This window comes from Aurantiacibacter spongiae, from assembly GCF_003815535.1.
Taxonomy (GTDB): Bacteria; Pseudomonadota; Alphaproteobacteria; order Sphingomonadales; family Sphingomonadaceae; genus Alteraurantiacibacter; species Alteraurantiacibacter spongiae.
In genome coordinates, this window is sequence record NZ_RPFZ01000001.1 from 174,023 (window position 1) to 189,888 (window position 15,866).

The 15,866-nt window shown below is 63.8% G+C and carries 16 protein-coding genes and 1 tRNA gene; 6 read left to right on the plus strand and 11 right to left on the minus strand.

From position 1 onward, the window contains the following. Positions 1-3: 3 nt before the first annotated feature. From EG799_RS00855 to EG799_RS00870, 4 genes are all read right to left on the minus strand, one after another. A complete protein-coding gene (locus tag EG799_RS00855; protein WP_123877708.1) occupies positions 4-1,392 on the minus strand; it encodes a pyruvate dehydrogenase complex E1 component subunit beta in 1,389 nt (462 codons plus the stop codon). Position 1,393: 1 nt separating this feature from the next. Further along, the gene (locus tag EG799_RS00860) at positions 1,394-1,741 is read right to left on the minus strand and encodes a DUF4440 domain-containing protein (protein WP_123877710.1); all 348 of its coding nucleotides are present in this window, start codon (positions 1,739-1,741) and stop codon (positions 1,394-1,396) included. After that, positions 1,741-2,874: a pyruvate dehydrogenase (acetyl-transferring) E1 component subunit alpha gene (pdhA, locus tag EG799_RS00865; RefSeq protein ID WP_123877712.1), complete on the minus strand. Its 1,134-nt coding sequence runs from the start codon at positions 2,872-2,874 to the stop codon at positions 1,741-1,743. Before pdhA ends, EG799_RS00860 begins: the two co-directional genes overlap by 1 nt. A 148-nt stretch (positions 2,875-3,022) precedes the next feature. Further along, positions 3,023-3,337, minus strand: a complete 315-nt coding sequence (locus EG799_RS00870; RefSeq protein WP_123877714.1) for an FtsB family cell division protein — start codon at positions 3,335-3,337, stop codon at positions 3,023-3,025. 141 nt (positions 3,338-3,478) lie between these two features. Here EG799_RS00870 and hppD point away from each other — a divergent pair, with 141 nt between their 5' ends. Beyond that, positions 3,479-4,588, plus strand: coding sequence for a 4-hydroxyphenylpyruvate dioxygenase (gene hppD, locus EG799_RS00875; protein ID WP_123877716.1), 1,110 nt, complete (start codon positions 3,479-3,481; stop codon positions 4,586-4,588). 61 nt (positions 4,589-4,649) lie between these two features. Here hppD and EG799_RS00880 read toward each other — a convergent pair. The 4 genes from EG799_RS00880 to grxC all read right to left on the minus strand — a co-directional run bounded on the left by EG799_RS00880 (position 4,650) and on the right by grxC (position 6,357). Beyond that, positions 4,650-4,726: transfer RNA gene (locus EG799_RS00880), tRNA-Arg, on the minus strand. Between the two features lie 43 nt (positions 4,727-4,769). Beyond that, positions 4,770-5,264: a DUF1178 family protein gene (locus tag EG799_RS00885; RefSeq protein ID WP_123877718.1), complete on the minus strand. Its 495-nt coding sequence runs from the start codon at positions 5,262-5,264 to the stop codon at positions 4,770-4,772. Continuing rightward, on the minus strand, positions 5,261-6,067 hold the full coding sequence (locus EG799_RS00890) for a carbon-nitrogen hydrolase family protein (RefSeq protein ID WP_325051086.1): 807 nt from the start codon (positions 6,065-6,067) through the stop codon (positions 5,261-5,263). Before EG799_RS00890 ends, EG799_RS00885 begins: the two co-directional genes overlap by 4 nt. 26 nt (positions 6,068-6,093) lie before the next feature. Further along, the gene (gene grxC / locus EG799_RS00895; RefSeq protein ID WP_267900640.1) at positions 6,094-6,357 is read right to left on the minus strand and encodes a glutaredoxin 3; all 264 of its coding nucleotides are present in this window, start codon (positions 6,355-6,357) and stop codon (positions 6,094-6,096) included. A 125-nt stretch (positions 6,358-6,482) separates the two neighbouring features. On the opposite strand from grxC, the gene EG799_RS00900 reads away from it, so the two are divergent. After that, on the plus strand, positions 6,483-6,965 hold the full coding sequence (locus EG799_RS00900; protein WP_123877722.1) for an Hsp20 family protein: 483 nt from the start codon (positions 6,483-6,485) through the stop codon (positions 6,963-6,965). 335 nt (positions 6,966-7,300) lie between these two features. On the opposite strand, the gene EG799_RS00905 is transcribed toward EG799_RS00900, so the two are convergent. The 3 genes from EG799_RS00905 to tpiA form a co-directional block, all read right to left on the minus strand. Then, complete coding sequence (locus EG799_RS00905) at positions 7,301-8,938, minus strand: CTP synthase (RefSeq protein WP_123877724.1); 1,638 nt, start codon at positions 8,936-8,938, stop codon at positions 7,301-7,303. Positions 8,939-9,053: 115 nt separating this feature from the next. Beyond that, the gene (gene secG, locus EG799_RS00910) at positions 9,054-9,461 is read right to left on the minus strand and encodes a preprotein translocase subunit SecG (protein WP_123877726.1); all 408 of its coding nucleotides are present in this window, start codon (positions 9,459-9,461) and stop codon (positions 9,054-9,056) included. A gap of 94 nt (positions 9,462-9,555) precedes the next feature. Continuing rightward, positions 9,556-10,314 (minus strand): triose-phosphate isomerase, encoded by a 759-nt coding sequence (gene tpiA, locus EG799_RS00915; RefSeq protein ID WP_123877728.1) that lies wholly within the window; start codon positions 10,312-10,314, stop codon positions 9,556-9,558. A gap of 266 nt (positions 10,315-10,580) precedes the next feature. Between tpiA and EG799_RS00920 the strand changes: the two genes are divergently transcribed. From EG799_RS00920 to pip, 4 genes are read left to right on the plus strand one after another with little or no spacing between them, the layout of a single operon-like run. After that, on the plus strand, positions 10,581-12,509 hold the full coding sequence (locus tag EG799_RS00920; RefSeq protein ID WP_123877730.1) for a peptidylprolyl isomerase: 1,929 nt from the start codon (positions 10,581-10,583) through the stop codon (positions 12,507-12,509). 10 nt (positions 12,510-12,519) lie between these two features. Then, positions 12,520-14,034: an anthranilate synthase component I gene (trpE, locus tag EG799_RS00925; protein WP_123877732.1), complete on the plus strand. Its 1,515-nt coding sequence runs from the start codon at positions 12,520-12,522 to the stop codon at positions 14,032-14,034. Continuing rightward, entirely contained in the window at positions 14,031-14,807 is a 777-nt protein-coding gene (locus tag EG799_RS00930; protein ID WP_234028953.1) for a phosphodiester glycosidase family protein, read from the plus strand. Before trpE ends, EG799_RS00930 begins: the two co-directional genes overlap by 4 nt. Beyond that, the gene (gene pip, locus EG799_RS00935; RefSeq protein WP_123877736.1) at positions 14,804-15,763 is read left to right on the plus strand and encodes a prolyl aminopeptidase; all 960 of its coding nucleotides are present in this window, start codon (positions 14,804-14,806) and stop codon (positions 15,761-15,763) included. Before EG799_RS00930 ends, pip begins: the two co-directional genes overlap by 4 nt. Positions 15,764-15,866 lie beyond the last annotated feature (103 nt).

A 15,866-nucleotide genomic window follows, 5' to 3' on the forward strand; every position in this document is an offset into this window, starting at 1 on the left:
GGCTCAGTCGACGTAGCAGACCCGCTTGCAGGCGGCGACCACCCGGGCGGAGTCGACGAGCGCCAGCTTTTCCAGATTGGCGGCATAGGGCAGCGGCACGTCCTCGTTGCAGACCCGCAGCACCGGTGCGTCGAGATGGTCGAAGCCTTCGTCCATGCAGACGGCGACCACCTCCGAAGCGATCGAGCAGGTCGGCCAGCCTTCCTCGGCAATTACCAGCCGGTTGGTCTTGGCCAGGCTATCGAGGATCGTGGCGGTATCGAGGGGGCGCAGCGTGCGCAGGTCGATGACCTCCGCCTCGATCCCCTCGCCAGCCAGCTCCTCCGCCGCCTCTAGCGCAACGCCGACGGCGATGGAATAGGAAACGATGGTGACATCGCTTCCCTCGCGCACGACCCGGGCCTTGCCGATGGGCAGGACATGGTCGTCAAGCTGGGCGATTTCGAAGGAGCGGCCGTAGACCAGCTCGTTTTCAAGAAACACGACCGGGTCTTCGGATCGGATCGCTGCCTTGAGCAGACCCTTGGCATCGGAGGCATCGTAGGGTGCGATGACGATGAGACCGGGCACGCTGGCGTACCACGGGCCATAATTCTGGCTGTGCTGCGCGCCCACGCGGCTCGCCGCACCGTTGGGGCCGCGAAACACCACCGGACAACGCATCTGACCGCCGCTCATGTAATTGGTCTTGGCCGCGGAATTGATGATGTGGTCGATCGCCTGCATGGCGAAATTGAACGTCATGAACTCGACCACGGGGCGAAGGCCGCCCATGGCCGCGCCCGCCCCGATGCCGGCGAACCCGTATTCGGTGATGGGCGTGTCGATGACCCGCTTCGGACCGAACTCGTCGAGCAGCCCCTGCGTCACCTTGTAGGCGCCCTGGTATTCGGCCACTTCCTCGCCCATCACGAAGACGCGGTCGTCCAGCCGCATTTCCTCCGCCATCGCGTCGCGCAGCGCCTCGCGCACCGTGATCTTGACCATGTTGGTGCCGGGGGGAATTTCGGGATCGTCCTGCCGCGGGGCGGGGCTGGCCTTCGTGACCTCGGCCTCGCTCGGCTCGCGGCCGACGTCCTTGCCCTCGCCTTCCACGTCATCGACAGCCTCCCCCGCGGGCGTGGGCGCCTCGATGTCGGAAGCGTCCTCCCCCTCGCCTGCCAGCACGGCGATGACGGTGCCGACCTTTACGTTTTCCGTACCTTCCTCGACCACGATCTTGCCGACCGTGCCCTCGTCAATACATTCGAACTCCATCGTCGCCTTGTCGGTCTCGATCTCGGCCAGAACGTCGCCGGACGAAACCTGGTCGCCTTCCTTCACCAGCCACTTGGCGAGCGTGCCTTCCTCCATGGTCGGGGACAGCGCGGGCATTTTCAGTTCGATCGCCATTTCAGGCTCCTGTCTGCTGATGCTGGACGAGTTTCCAGCCATCGTCGGCACCGCGATAGGTGCTGGTGCACAATACGTCATGGTTCGCCGCGCCCTCGCGACTCGCGCAGGCACGGTAGGCGAGAACGGCTACGGTCTTCCCGGGGCGTGCCAGTTTTCGGTCGAGCATCTCGAGCGACGCCCAGCGCGGCGCGGCGCGCATTCCGGCAAGGGCGAAGTCACGGTCGAGTATCCCGGCCTGGCCGAACACCATCAGGCATTCGTCTGCCACACTATCCTCGCATTCGTCGACCGGAGCGGTCCAAAGGCGCTTTTCCATGTCCCAAAGCGCCTCATCGGTAATCGCCATCAATACTGCTCCACGAGAACGTCCGTGTAGAGCTCGCCGGCATCGGGTTCGGGACTGCTCTCTGCGAAATCGGCAGCGTCGGAAACGGTGGAGCGGATCGCCTTGTCGATCTCCTTGAGCCTGTCCTCGCCAACGCCCGCGCCTGCAAGATCCTTCTTCACCCGCTCGATCGGATCGTGGTGGTCCCGCTGTTCCTGCACCTCCTCGCGCGTGCGATACTTGGCCGGATCGGACATCGAGTGACCGCGATAGCGGTAGGTATTGCATTCCATGAGAACCGGACCGTTTCCTTCGCGCACATGGGCGAAGGCGATCTCCGCGGCCTGGCGCACTTCCAGCACGTCCATGCCGTTCACGTCCATGCCCGGTATGCGGAAGGCCGTGCCGCGGCGGTAGAACTCGGTCTCGGCGCTGGACCTGCGGACCGCGGTCCCCATCGCGTACTGGTTGTTTTCCACCACGAACACGATCGGCAATTTCCACAGCGCCGCCATGTTCATCGTCTCGTACACCTGGCCCTGGTTCGCGGCCCCGTCACCGAAATAGGCCAGGCAAAGGCCCCCATCGTCACGATATTGATGCGCCAGCGCCAGTCCACCGCCCAGGGAAACCTGTGCCCCCACGATGCCATGCCCCCCGTAAAAGCTGTGTTCGGTGCTGAACATGTGCATCGAGCCGCCCTTGCCCTTCGAAATGCCGGCGGCGCGGCCCGTCAGTTCGGCCATGATGGACTTGGGATCGATACCGTAGGCGAGCATGTGCCCGTGATCGCGATAACCGGTGATGACGGAATCACGGTCGTTGTCGAGCGCCGACTGCAAGCCGATGGCGACCGCTTCCTGGCCGATATAGAGGTGGCAGAAGCCCCCGATCAGGCCGAGGCCGTATAGCTGTCCGGCCTTTTCCTCGAACCTTCGAATAAGAAGCATCTGTTCGTAGAAATGCAGCAGCTGATCCTCGCTCGCCTCGAAACGCTTCCGCTTCTCGAGCTGTTCCTGCAGGCTGCGCAGAGCGAAATCGTCCGAATTGTCGCCCTGCGCCGCGATCGGGGCATCTGCCGGAACGGCTTTCCGTTTCGCCGGGGCACGTTTCGATTTGGCAGACGATCCTGCGGGCGTGGAGGCCTTGGCCATGTCAGCTCCTCTCTGTTCGCGCGAGCAAGTCTGCGCGAATGGCGTTTGTCGGGCAACGCCTATAGGAGGACTTTCGTTGCACGCGCAACGTCAGGCCGCGACGATTAACCGCAATGGTATGTTTAAAGGGCCACTTGAACCGCGCCGGTCAGTCGAGCTGGTCCATCTCGACGACGTATTCGTCCGGATGGGCGACGCCGAGACTGCCGCGCACCAACTCGTCCGCCAGATCGGGATCCACATTGTCGGGATCGAGCCGCTCGACCCGGTTGGCGAGCGTGTCGCGCCGTTCGCTGAGCGCCGCGATGCGCGCCTGGTGCTGTTCCAGTTTCGCGGCGTTCTCCCCCCAGGCGAGAACCCCCGACGGCCCGACGAATGCCATCGCGCCGATGAACAGCAGAACGCTCAGCGCACCGGCGTTGACGATGCGCTCTCGAACCAGTCGTTTGCGATGTGTGTTCATTCGATCGATCCCGGTAGTCTCGCCGACTTGAATCACGGCGCAGCGACGGCTTCAACCGTTATAACGGGAACCCGCCCCCGTGGCGAGACGTCGCGTTACCGGACCTTGCGAAATACGATGAAAAAGGTTACAAGTGAAACCATGACTGACCTCTTCGAAAACCCCATCGGCCTCGACGGCTTCGAGTTCGTTGAATTTTGCGCGCCTGAGAAGGGCATGATCGAACCGGTGTTCAAGGCGATGGGATTTGCGCATGTTGCCGATCACCGGTCGAAGGACGTCCAGCTCTGGCGACAGGGGCAGATCAACCTCATCGCCAATTACGAACCGCGCAGCGCCGCCTGGTACTTCGCGCGCGAGCACGGTCCTTCGGCGTGCGGCATGGGTTTTCGCGTCAAGGACGCGGCCAAGGCCTATAAGGAACTGCTCGATCGCGGGGCGGAGCCGGTGGCCAACGCACCCGGGCCGATGGAACTTTCCATTCCTGCCATCCGCGGCATCGGTGGTGCCATCGTCTATCTCATCGACCGCTACGAGGATGAGAACGGCGACGGTCTGTCCGTCTACGATATCGATTTCGAATATCGCGACGGGGTCGATCGGCATCCCGAGGGGGCCGGTTTCGACCGGATCGATCACCTGACGCACAATGTCTATAACGGGCGCATGGCCTACTGGGCCGACTATTACGAAACGCTCTTCAACTTCCGCGAGATACGCTTCTTCGACATCAAGGGCGAGTATACGGGCCTCACGAGCAAGGCGCTGACCGCACCCGATGGGAAAATTCGCATTCCGCTCAACGAGGAAGGCGAAGGCGGAAAGGGACAGATCGAGGAGTTCCTCAAGGAATTCAACGGCGAGGGCATTCAGCATATCGCGCTGATCTGCGACGATCTCGTCAAAGCGTGGGATCGCCTCAAGGAATTCGGCGTGCCCTTCATGACGGCCCCGCCCGAAACCTACTACGAGATGCTTCCCGAGCGCCTTCCCGATCACGGCGAACCGGTGGAAGAGCTCAAGGCGCGCGGTATCCTGCTCGACGGAACGACCGAAGGCGGACAGCCTCGCCTGCTGTTGCAGATCTTCGCCGAAGCACAGGTCGGACCGGTGTTCTTCGAATTCATTCAGCGAAAGGGTGACGAAGGTTTCGGAGAGGGCAATTTCAAGGCGCTGTTCGAGAGCATGGAGCGCGACCAGATCAATCGCGGCACGCTGCGCGTCGAGGACGCCAAGACGGTCGAAGCCTGACAGCCCTTCCCCGGCCGCCACGGCACGGTCGCAAGCGGTCCGCTATTTAGAGGTATGGCAGTGGTGCGCCCGACAGGATTCGAACCTGTGGCCCCCGGATTAGGAATCCGATGCTCTATCCTGCTGAGCTACGGGCGCGTGCGGATCGCTATATGGAACCGCCCGGCGGCTGGCAATCGCATCAGTTGAGGTCGTCCGGCGGCGCGACCGGAAGCGGCAGCGGCGCGACGGACACGCCCTCGTCGAGAAGATCCTGCGCTTCTTCCAGACTGGCCTGCCCATGAATGGGGCGATGCTCCCGCTCTCCGTAATGCATGGCCCGCGACTGTTCGGCAAATTGCGTTCCGACCCAGGTGCTGTTCTCGAGCGCCTTCTTCTGCGCCTCTGCCAGTTTCTCGATCGCCCGGGCGACCTGCGGCGGCATCGGACCATTCGCGATATCTCTCGGCTTTTCGTCGTCCTGTACGCGATCCGCTTCGGTCTTGTTCCGCACGGCCGCCTTCTGATTGGCTTTCCTGCCCACGGCCGGAGCCATCGGCGCCTTGGCTACGCTCTGCGAACCGCATTGCGGACACACAACAAGGCCCGTGTCGCTCTGCGTTGCAAAATCCCCGGATGAACGGAACCAGCCTTCGAACCGATGGCCGGCCTCGCAGGCGAGATCGTAGACTATCATGCCGGAAACGTAGGCGTACCGCGGCGATTGGCAAGGCTGGGCACCTGCCGCCGGGCGCGCAGGATCGCATCCGGATCGATCTCGGCGAAACCCAGGCCGGTTTCCTCGCCCCCCATGTCGAGGATGATCTCACCCCACGGATCGACGACCATGGAATGGCCGAAGGTCGCGCGCCCGTCCTCGTGCTCGCCGGCTTGCGCAGCCGAAACGACGTAGCAGCTCGATTCGATCGCACGGGCCCGTTGCAGGACATGCCAGTGGTCACGCCCGGTCGGCCGCGTAAAGGCGGACGGGATAGCAATCATGTCGCATTCCCGGCGGCCCAGCGCGTCGTAAAGGGCCGGGAAGCGTACGTCGTAGCAGATGGAAAGACCCAGCCGTCCCGCCGGCGTTTCCGCGGTCACGACCCGCTCCCCCGGCTGGTAGGCGCTCGCTTCCGACCATCGCTCGCCATTGTCCAGCGCGGCTTCGAACATGTGTATCTTGTCATAACGGGCGACAACCTGGCCTTGATCGTCGATCACGAAGGTGCGGTTGGCCCAGCGTTGCCCCTCGCCCTTCACGGCGAGTGAGCCGAGCACGATCCAGATCCCTGCGTCGCGCGCCGTGTGCCGAACGGTGGAAAGAACATGGTTCCGCTCCTCCGCCACGACGTTGCCAGCAGCTCGCCTGCGATCCTGGTCCAGCAGGCCGCACATCTCCGGCGTGAACAGGATGGCGGCGCCTTTGTCGGCAGCACGTCTCGCGCCATCGACGATGACAGTCGCGTTGGCATCGGGATCGATGCCGGAATTCATCTGCAAGAGGGCGATCCTGGTGACTGAACCCTTCACGTATTCAGCAGCGCGTCCAGCTTGCCCGCGCGCTCCAGGGCGGCAAGATCGTCCGATCCTCCGATTGCCTTATCATCGATGAAGATCTGGGGAACGGTCCTCGCACCGGGCTTGCGCTGCATCATTTCCTCGCGCTTCTCGCCGCCCATCGTGATGTCGTATTCGGTGTAATCGACCCCCTTCGAATCGAGCAATGCCTTCGCGCGGTGGCAAAAGCCGCAATACATCTTCGTATAGATTTCGACCTTGGGGTGGCTCACTCTGGGTTCCTCGTCCGGCTTGCGGAAGATCTTGATCTGCCGCGCCTCGTTCCTATCTTTCCTTCGCGGGTGCCGGTTGCGGGCCCGCATGATGTTCAAATTGCTCAAAAGAGGATTTGTTTCAAATGAACCGTTTTGATTTTTCCCCCTATCGCCGTTCCACCGTCGGGTTCGATCGTCTGTTCGACCTGCTGGAGAACAACGCCCGCGGACAGTCGGGCGACAATTACCCACCCTTCAACATCGAACGGCGCGACGAGGATGCCTATCTCATCACGATCGCGGTTGCCGGCTTCCGCGCCGAGGATCTCGACATCACCGCTCAGCAGAACCTGCTCGTCGTGCAGGGACGCAAGAGGGACGAGGAAGCCAATGGCGAGATGCTGCACGTCGGAATCGCGAATCGCGGGTTCGAGCGGCGCTTCGAACTGGCTGACTTCGTGCGCGTCGCCAATGCCGACCTCCACGACGGGTTGCTTGCCATAGATCTGGTGCGTGAGGTGCCGGAGGCGATGAAGCCGAAAAAGGTCGCTATCAACGGCAAGAAGCTCGAAGTGGTCGAAAACAGGCCCGATACCGACCAGGACGAGCGCGCCGACGCGGCATGATCCCGCGGCAACGCGCATTGCGGTAAACACGTTGGGGGCGAGGCTCGCAAGAGCCCCGCCCCCTCGACGCATGTAGCGCCGACCGGCCCGTGGAATCGACTGTCCGGGTCGCAATAGACAACCGGATTCACAGGCTAGCCCGCAACTGCCCGATGCAACGCCGCGAGGCGTAACCATGGCATCGAACGGTAATCCTCGTTTTCTGGACAATCCACGCATACTGCGCGAAGTTAACATTTGTCGCTGTATGTCCGCTACAGCGCCGGACGGTGCGCCTGCAAGAAAATTCGGGCCGGGCTGGCCGAAACTCGCCTTTTGTTACGAATATCCCGTACTCAGACGAGGCGGGATTGCCGCAGGGCCGCGGCTACGAAACCGGCGAAAAGCGGATGGGGTTCGAACGGGCGGCTCTTCAGTTCGGGGTGGAACTGCACGCCGACGAACCACGGATGGTCCGGCCGCTCGACGATCTCCGGCAATAGTCCATCGGGGCTCATTCCCGAAAAGAGCAGACCGCCAGCTTCCAGGGCCTCGATATAGGCGGCGTTCACCTCGTAGCGGTGCCGGTGGCGTTCGGAGATGGTATCCTGCTCGCCGTAGAGGTTCCACACCCTGCTGCCTTCGGCCAGATTCGCCTCGTAGGCACCAAGCCGCATCGTCCCGCCCAGATCGCCGTCGGCGGAACGCTTCTGCAGCCCCTCCTCGCTCATCCATTCGGTGATGATGCCGACCACGGGTTCGTCCGTGTCGCCGAATTCCGTCGACGACGCGGTCGCCACCCCTTGCGAGCGCGCGCCCTCGATGCAGGCCATCTGCATTCCGAGACATATCCCGAGGAACGGAACCTTGCGTTCGCGAGCGAATCGAACGGACGCAATCTTTCCCTCGCTGCCCCGGTCGCCGAAGCCGCCCGGCACGAGAATGGCGTGAAGCGGTTCGAGCTGCGCGGCGATGTCGGCATCCTCACCTTCGAACACTTCGGCATCGATCCAGCGAATGTGCACCTTGGCGCGGTTGGCCATGCCGCCATGAACGAGCGCTTCGTTGAGCGATTTGTAGGCATCGGGCAGGCCGACATACTTCCCGACCACACCGATGGTCACTTCGCCCTCGGGATGCTCGTAGCGATCGAGCACGTCGTCCCACCGGCTCATGTCCGGAAGATTGGACGTGCCCAGCATTCCGAAATGGCGCAGCACCTCGCTATCCAGTCCCTCGCGGTGGTATTGCTGCGGCACGGCGTAGATGCTGCTCGCGTCGAGAGCGGGAATGACCGCCTCGCGCCGGACATTGCAGAACAGCGCGATCTTGCGCCGCTCGCTTTCGGGCAGCGGGTGTTCGCAGCGGCACAAAAGGACGTTGGGCTGCACGCCAAGGCTCGTCAGTTCGCGCACCGAATGCTGCGTCGGCTTGGTCTTCAGTTCTCCCGCAGCGGAAATGTAGGGGACCAGCGTGACGTGGACGAGACAGGTGCGGTCCGGTTCGAGTTCGTTCCTGAGTTGCCGGATCGCCTCGATGAAGGGCAGGCTCTCGATATCGCCGACCGTGCCGCCGATCTCGCACAGGATGAAATCGTGGTCGCCCTGGTCGGCGAGCGCGAAATTCTTGATGGCGTCGGTAACGTGCGGAATGACCTGGACGGTCGCACCCAGATAATCGCCGCGCCGTTCTTTTGCGATGATGTCCTGATAGACCCGGCCCGAGGTGATGTTGTCGTTCTGATGGGCCGAAACGCCGGTGAAGCGCTCGTAATGGCCCAGATCGAGGTCAGTTTCCGCCCCGTCGTCCGTCACATAGACCTCGCCATGCTGATACGGACTCATGGTGCCGGGGTCGACGTTCAGATAGGGATCGAACTTGCGGATGCGGACCTTGTAGCCCCGCGCCTGCAACAGAGCGGCGAGCGATGCCGCCATGAGACCCTTGCCGAGCGAGGAAACCACGCCGCCGGTGATGAAAATATACCGCGCCATGGGAGTCGGGCCTTAAGGTGCATCGTTGATTCGGCGCAAGCGCTGTCGGCAGGTTTTCACCCCGCCCCGCCTCGCCGACCTGTGGAAAATCTCGCGTCGCGACGCGGGGGATCGCCTAGTCGGCGACGCCAGACAGCGGATCCTCGGCGTTTTCCTGCGCTGCCTCCGCCGCCGGATCGACCGGCGGCTCGCCATCGAGACCCTGGTCCGCCGGGAACAGCGGATCGGACTGCCCGGCGGGTGCCGTGGTGGACCGGTCGAGCGTGTCATCGAATTCGCGCGTGCCCGTCACGTCGACCGCGAGCGCGGCGAGCACGATCGACAAGCCGACGAACAGGACCGCCGACCACTTCGTCGCGCGGGTGAGGAAATCGGCCGCGCCTCGCGCGGACATCAACCCGCCGGGGCCACCACCGCCACCGATGCCAAGACCCCCGCCTTCGGATCGCTGCATCAGCACGAGAATGACGAGCGTGGCGGCGATGATCGCCTGGATCACGGTGAGGAACAGAAAAAGCGTCATGGGTCTGGCGTAACGATCTTTACCGATTGGGAATTACGAGGCGCGATGTAGTCGCGTGAGCGCATCATCACAAGGGCGCCGCACGAGGATAGTCTCAGTCCTTTTCCGCGTCCGCGGCGGCAACGATGATGCCCAGGAAACTTTCTGCTGTCAGGCTCGCTCCGCCGACCAGCGCGCCGCCGACTTCCTCGCTGCTCAACAGTTCCGCCGCGTTTTCGGGATTTACCGAACCGCCGTAGAGGATGCGGACGCTGCTTCCCGTCTCGCCGTGGATCGCCACAAGCTGTTCGCGGATGAAACCATGCATCGCCCCCACATCGTCCGGGGTCGGGGTCTTGCCCGATCCTATCGCCCAGACCGGTTCGTAGGCGATGGTCAGTTTCTCGGCCACCCCTTCCCCGGTCGGAAGCGATCCGTGCAGCTGGGCCCGGACCACGTCCTCCGCCTGTCCTGCGTCGCGCTCGGACTGGGTTTCACCGACACAGACGATGGCGGTCATTCCGGCGTCGAGCACCGCTTGCGCCTTGCGCTTGACGAGCGCGTCGGTTTCACCGTGGTTGGTACGACGCTCCGAGTGACCGACGATCGTGAAACCCGCGCCTGCGTCCTTCGCCATCGCAGCGGAGATATCGCCGGTATGCGCGCCCCCGTCGGCGGGGTGGACGTCCTGCGCGCCCACGCCGATCAGTTCGGCTTCCTTGCGGGTCGCGTGAATCAGGGTGAACGGCGGAGCAAGGGCGACTTCTACCTTGAGCAGGCGTTCGGCGGCACGATCGATCGCGCGCGCTTCCGAGAGCATCGCGCGCGTTCCGTGCATCTTCCAGTTACCGACGATGTAGGGTCGCGTAGACATTGCGGTTCATCAATTCCCGAATTCGAGGACCAGCGGGCCCGGCGCGCGACAACGCGCTCGGCGGCGAGCCGGCGAAGCAAAAGTGATCAGCCCGCTAATCGGCAGCGCCGGTAATGTCAAAGCGGCTTTTCGTTTGTGCACCACGGCGATGAGAGCCTGTTGCGGCCCGGTCGCATGCGGGATAAAGCGCCACCCCAGTCAACCGGAGCGCGTGTCGCGCCTCCGTCACGAACGACCGCCCTGCCGCAGGAAACCCGCGTTTCGCCATGATCACTTTCTTCCGCAAGTTCTTCCAGTCGAAGGTCGGCATTGCGCTGACGCTGGTGTTTCTCGCCATCATCGCGCTCGCTTTTGCCAGCATGGACGTGGCCAATACCGGCATGTTCGGGGGCGTAGCCGGGGGAGACCGGGTAGCAGTGGTCGGCGATCGCCGCATCTCGACCTCCGACCTGACCGAAAACGTGAACAGCGCAGTCCGGCAGGCGCGCGGGCAAAATCCGCAGCTGACGACGGAACAGTTCGTCGAGGCGGGTGGCCTGCAGGACGTGCTCGATCAGATCATCAATCGCGCGGCCATCGCCGAGTTCGCCAACCGGCTCGGCCTGCGCGCGGGAGATCGTCTGGTGGACAGCGAGATCATGGGCCTGCCCGCGTTCCAGGGCCCCGGGGGCAGTTTCAGCGAAGATGCGTTTCGCGGTGCGTTGCGTCAGCAGGGCTTGAGCGAAAGCACGGTGCGCGAGGATCTGCGCATGGGTCTCTACGCTCGCCAGCTCCTCATTCCGATGTCCTACGGCGCCACCATGCCAGACAGCATCGCGCGTCGGTACGCCGGCTTCATCAATGAAACGCGGGTGGGCCGCGCCGTGGCCCTTCCGGCTCTGCTGTTCGCTCCGGATGGAGAGCCGAGCGACGACCAGCTGACCGCTTATTACGACAACAACCGCGCCCGCTACCGTCGACCGGAACGACGTACCATTCGCTACGCCAGCTTCGGTCCCGACGCGGTCGGCGATCTGCCGGCGATAACCGAGCAGCAGATCGCCAATCGCTACCGCCGAGACGCCGAGCTGTATGCCGCGCGCGAACAACGCAGCTTCACCCAACTCGTCGTTCCCACCCAGGCAGCCGCGCAGGCCGTCATCGACGAGGTCAGGGGCGGTGTTTCGCTGGAATCGTCGGCGCAGGCCAAGGGTCTCGCCACGGCCTCGATCGAGGATCAGGAGCGACAGGCCTACGCCTCGCAGGCTTCGCAGGCCGTTGCGCAGGCCGCGTTCGAGGCGGACGAGGGCGCGCTCGTCGGTCCGGTGCGCGGCAGCCTGGGCTGGTACGTGCTCCGGGTTGACGACGTGCAGCAAATCGCCGGACGCTCGCTTGCTCAAGTGAGCGGAGAGATACGCGAGTCCCTGACGGCCGAGCAGCGCCGCGCGGCGCTGAACGATCTTACCGAACGATTGGAGGACGAACTCGCCGACGGACGCAGCCTGTCCGAAGTCGCTCGCGAACTGGGCGTCGATATCGAGAACACGCGCCCGCTCACCGCGCAGGGTCAGGTCTACGGCACGACCGAAAGCGCTCCAGACGAACTGGCGCGGGTAATCCCGTCGGCCTTCGAGATGAATGAAGGCGATCCGCAGCTCGCCGAGATCGTGCCGGGTCAGCGGTTCCTCGTGTTCGATGTGGGCGACATCACGCCAAGCGCGGTCGCACCGCTCGCTGAAATCCGCGACCTCGCCGTTGCACAATGGCGGCGCGACCGGGGAATGGCCGCGGCGGGAGAGGCCGCTGCCCGCATTCTTCAACGGATGAAGAACGGGCAGACGATGGCGCAAGCCGTCGCGGCGGAAGACGTGCGCATCCCCCCGCCCCAGAACCTTAGCCTCGATCGCGAGCAATTGGCGCAGCAGCAGGTTCTCACGCGCGCCGACATCCTGTTCTTCAACATGGCCGAAGGCAGCGCAAAGCGGGTCAAACTCGACCGGACGCCTGCATGGTTCGTGGTCGAACTGGACGAGATCCGGCCGGGTGAACCCGCCGATCAGCAGCAGCTGGCCGGCTTCGCGCAGCAGCTCTCCGGCGCTGCGGGCAACGAGTATATCCAGCAATTCGTCGCCGCCGCGCGCAACGGTCTCGATGTCGAGACCAACCAGGCCGCCATCGATGCCGTGCGCGCGCAGCTGACCAATCGCGGCCAGTAGGATCGCGGCCCTGCCCGCTTCGCTCTCCAATGCCGAGGCGGCGCGCGACGCGCTCGCTGCAGATCGCAATGCGCTGGTCTGGCGACAGGTGGTAGCGGATACCGAAACCCCCGTGGGCGCCGGGCTCAAGCTGATCGAGCCCGGACGCGGCGATTTTCTGCTCGAATCGGTGGAAGGGGGCGAGGTACGCGGGCGCTACAGCCTGCTCGGCCTCGATCCCGACCTGATCTTCCGGGGAACCGGAACGCGTGCGGAGATCAATCGCGACTGGCGGCGGGAACGAACGGCCTTTTCGGTATTGCCCGGCGACACCATGGCGCAACTGCGCGAGCTGGTGCGGGCATGCCGGATCGACATCCCGGACGAACTGCCCCCCGCCCTCGCCTGCCTGGTCGGATATTTCGGCTACGAGACCATCGGCCTCGTCGAGAAGCTACCCCGCGCCCCCGAAAGCGACCTGGCCGTGCCCGACATGCTGTTCGCCCGCCCCGCGCTGGTGCTGGTGTTCGACAACCTGACCGATGCCTTGTGGCTCGTCGCCCCGTTATACACCGATAGCGCGGGCGATCCGGACGCAGCTGTCGCGGGCGCGGGCGAACGGATCGACGAAGCGCTGCGGACTCTTGGCGGGCGCCTGCCCGAACCCCCGCGTATGTCCGCTCCGCAAGATCCCCTGCTCGAACCGGTCATGGACGAAGCGGAATACGAACGCATGGTCCTTGCAGCCAAGGACTACATCGTGGCCGGAGACATCTTCCAGGTCGTGCTGGCCCAGAGATTTACCTGTCCGTTCCCACTGCCGCCGATGGCACTTTATCGCGCGTTACGAAGGGTAAACCCTTCTCCCTTCCTCTACTTTCTCGATCTGCCAGGGTTCGCCGTCGTGGGTTCGAGCCCCGAGATTCTCGTGCGCGTGCGCGATGGTGAGGTGACTATCCGCCCCATTGCCGGCACCCGCCCCCGCGGTCGCAACGATGCCGAAGATCGCCTGAACGAGGCGAACCTTCTGGCTGATCCCAAGGAATGCGCCGAGCATCTGATGCTGCTCGATCTGGGTCGCAACGATGTCGGACGGATGGCGAAGGCGGATAGCGTCCGCGTGACCGACAGCTTCACGATCGAACGCTACAGCCACGTCATGCACATCGTCAGCAACGTGGTCGGCGAACTCGCGCCGGACCGCGACGCCCTCAATGCGTTGTTCGCGGGTTTTCCCGCCGGCACGGTGTCCGGCGCGCCGAAGATCCGCGCCTGCCAGATCATCGCCGAGCTGGAACCAGAAACGCGCGGTGCTTACGCCGGGGGCGTCGGCTACTTTGCACCCGACGGATCGGTCGACAGCTGCATCGTACTGCGCACCGCGGTGGTGAAGGACGGCTTGATGCACGTTCAGGCCGGGGCCGGGATCGTCGCCGATTCCGACCCGGCGAGCGAAGCCGCCGAATGCCGACACAAGGCGAGCGCGCTGATCGCCGCAGCACGCGAAGCGCTGCGCGTCGCAGGCGAGGCGGGTTTCGGCCAGTGAGGTGGGTGCCCCTTATCCTCGCGGTTTTTCTGCTCGCCGCATGCGAAGCGCGCTTCGAAAGGCAGGATGCGGAAGTCGCCGCTGTTTCGATCTGCCAACCCCTCATGTTCGAGGATACGCCCTTCACGCACTGCATCGCCGAACCGGGGAAGCAGACGGTCCGCACCGCACTCTCTCGGCCCGGCGGCCCGCCGTATCGATCGTTGCGCAAGCTTTCACGCGCGATGGGACCGGAAACGAAGGTGGCGATGGCAATGAACGCCGGCATGTACGATGAGGACGGTCAGCCCATTGGCTACTACGTCGAGAATGGCGAGCGCCTGCACCCGCTCAACCAGGCAGACGGGCCGGGAAATTTTCATCTCTTGCCCAACGGGATCTTCTTCGGTCGCACCGCCGGGCCTTGGCGGGTATACTCCACGCGGCGGTTCGCCGCGGAAGTCGATAAGCGCCCCGATTTTGCCACGCAGTCTGGCCCCATGCTGGTAATCGACGGAGAACTGCATCCCGCCTTCGATCCCGACGGCGAGAGTCGCAAGATCAGGAACGCTGTCGGCGTCGATGCCGGCGGACGAGCCCACTTCCTGCTTAGCGAGGCACCGGTCAGCTTCGGCAAGATGGCGCGTCTTTATCGCGACGTGCTGCGTGTGGACAACGCGCTGTTCCTCGACGGGAGCGTGTCGCAGATGTGGGATCCGGCAAAAGGACGAATGGATTCCGGTCCACAGATCGGACCGATGCTGGTTGTGACGAACAGGAAGGACGCCCGATGACAGACTATCGCGATCTTTATCCGGAAATCGAACCGTTCGAGACCGGGATGCTCGATGTGGGCGATGGTCATTCGCTCTACTGGGAGCGAGTCGGGACGAGGGGCGGAAAACCGGCGGTATTCCTTCATGGCGGCCCGGGTGGCGGAATTTCCCCCACGCACCGCCGGCAATGGAACCCCGACGCATACGACGTACTGCTGTTCGACCAGCGCGGGTGCGGCAAATCCACGCCGTTCGCCGAACTCCGCGCCAACGACACCTGGACGATCGTCGCCGACATGGAGCGGTTGCGCACGATGATGGGTGTCGAGAAATGGCAGGTCCTGGGTGGCAGCTGGGGCGTGACCCTGGCCCTCGCCTATGCAGAGCAACATCCCGAACGTGTCAGCGAACTCGTGCTGCGCGGCGTATTCCTCGCACGGCAGAAGGAGAAGGACTGGCTGTATCGGTATGGTGCCAGCGAAATCATGGCGGAAGCCTGGGAGGATTTCCTCTCGATCATTCCCGAGGCGGAACGCGAAGATATCGTTTCCGCCTATCATCGCCGCCTGACCGGCGAAGACGAAGACGCCAAGCTCGAAGCCGCGCGCGCCTGGTCCATATGGGAGGGCAATGTCGCCACTCTTCTGCCGAACGAGGCGCTACTCGGTGATTTCGCCGACGCCGCCAAGGCCGTGCCGATGGCGCGGATAGCGGCGCAGTTCTTCCTCGACGACTTCTATCTGGAGGACGGCCAGCTCCTCAACAACGCGGGCCGGTTGCGCGGCATCCCCGGCATAATCGTACAGGGACGTCACGACATCTGCACACCGCCCACTTCGGCATACGAGCTATCGAAGGTCTGGCCGGAGGGCGAATTGTGGATCGTGCCCGATGCAGGGCATAGCGGGTTCGAAGCCGGCATCATCGATGGCCACGTTCGCGCCACGGACAAGTTCGCGGACACGACCCGATAACCCCGAACGGCCGGGCCATTAACCCGGTCAAGGCGGCTTTGGTCACACGGCATGTGAAGCGAGAAAACCGGCGCCCTTTACAATGGAGCCGCATGTCGGGCTC

What these genes read in the sequence shown, in the direction of transcription:
- EG799_RS00870 (WP_123877714.1), bottom strand. Translation starts at nt 3,337, where the DNA reads ATGAACACACATCGCAAACGACTGGTTCGAGAGCGCATCGTCAACGCC.
- EG799_RS00885 (WP_123877718.1), bottom strand. Translation starts at nt 5,264, where the DNA reads ATGATAGTCTACGATCTCGCCTGCGAGGCCGGCCATCGGTTCGAAGGC.
- tpiA (WP_123877728.1), bottom strand. Translation starts at nt 10,314, where the DNA reads ATGTCTACGCGACCCTACATCGTCGGTAACTGGAAGATGCACGGAACG.
- EG799_RS00900 (WP_123877722.1), top strand. Translation starts at nt 6,483, where the DNA reads ATGAACCGTTTTGATTTTTCCCCCTATCGCCGTTCCACCGTCGGGTTC.
- pdhA (WP_123877712.1), bottom strand. Translation starts at nt 2,874, where the DNA reads ATGGCCAAGGCCTCCACGCCCGCAGGATCGTCTGCCAAATCGAAACGT.
- pip (WP_123877736.1), top strand. Translation starts at nt 14,804, where the DNA reads ATGACAGACTATCGCGATCTTTATCCGGAAATCGAACCGTTCGAGACC.
- secG (WP_123877726.1), bottom strand. Translation starts at nt 9,461, where the DNA reads ATGACGCTTTTTCTGTTCCTCACCGTGATCCAGGCGATCATCGCCGCC.
- EG799_RS00855 (WP_123877708.1), bottom strand. Translation starts at nt 1,392, where the DNA reads ATGGCGATCGAACTGAAAATGCCCGCGCTGTCCCCGACCATGGAGGAA.
- EG799_RS00860 (WP_123877710.1), bottom strand. Translation starts at nt 1,741, where the DNA reads ATGGCGATTACCGATGAGGCGCTTTGGGACATGGAAAAGCGCCTTTGG.
- hppD (WP_123877716.1), top strand. Translation starts at nt 3,479, where the DNA reads ATGACTGACCTCTTCGAAAACCCCATCGGCCTCGACGGCTTCGAGTTC.
- EG799_RS00920 (WP_123877730.1), top strand. Translation starts at nt 10,581, where the DNA reads ATGATCACTTTCTTCCGCAAGTTCTTCCAGTCGAAGGTCGGCATTGCG.
- EG799_RS00905 (WP_123877724.1), bottom strand. Translation starts at nt 8,938, where the DNA reads ATGGCGCGGTATATTTTCATCACCGGCGGCGTGGTTTCCTCGCTCGGC.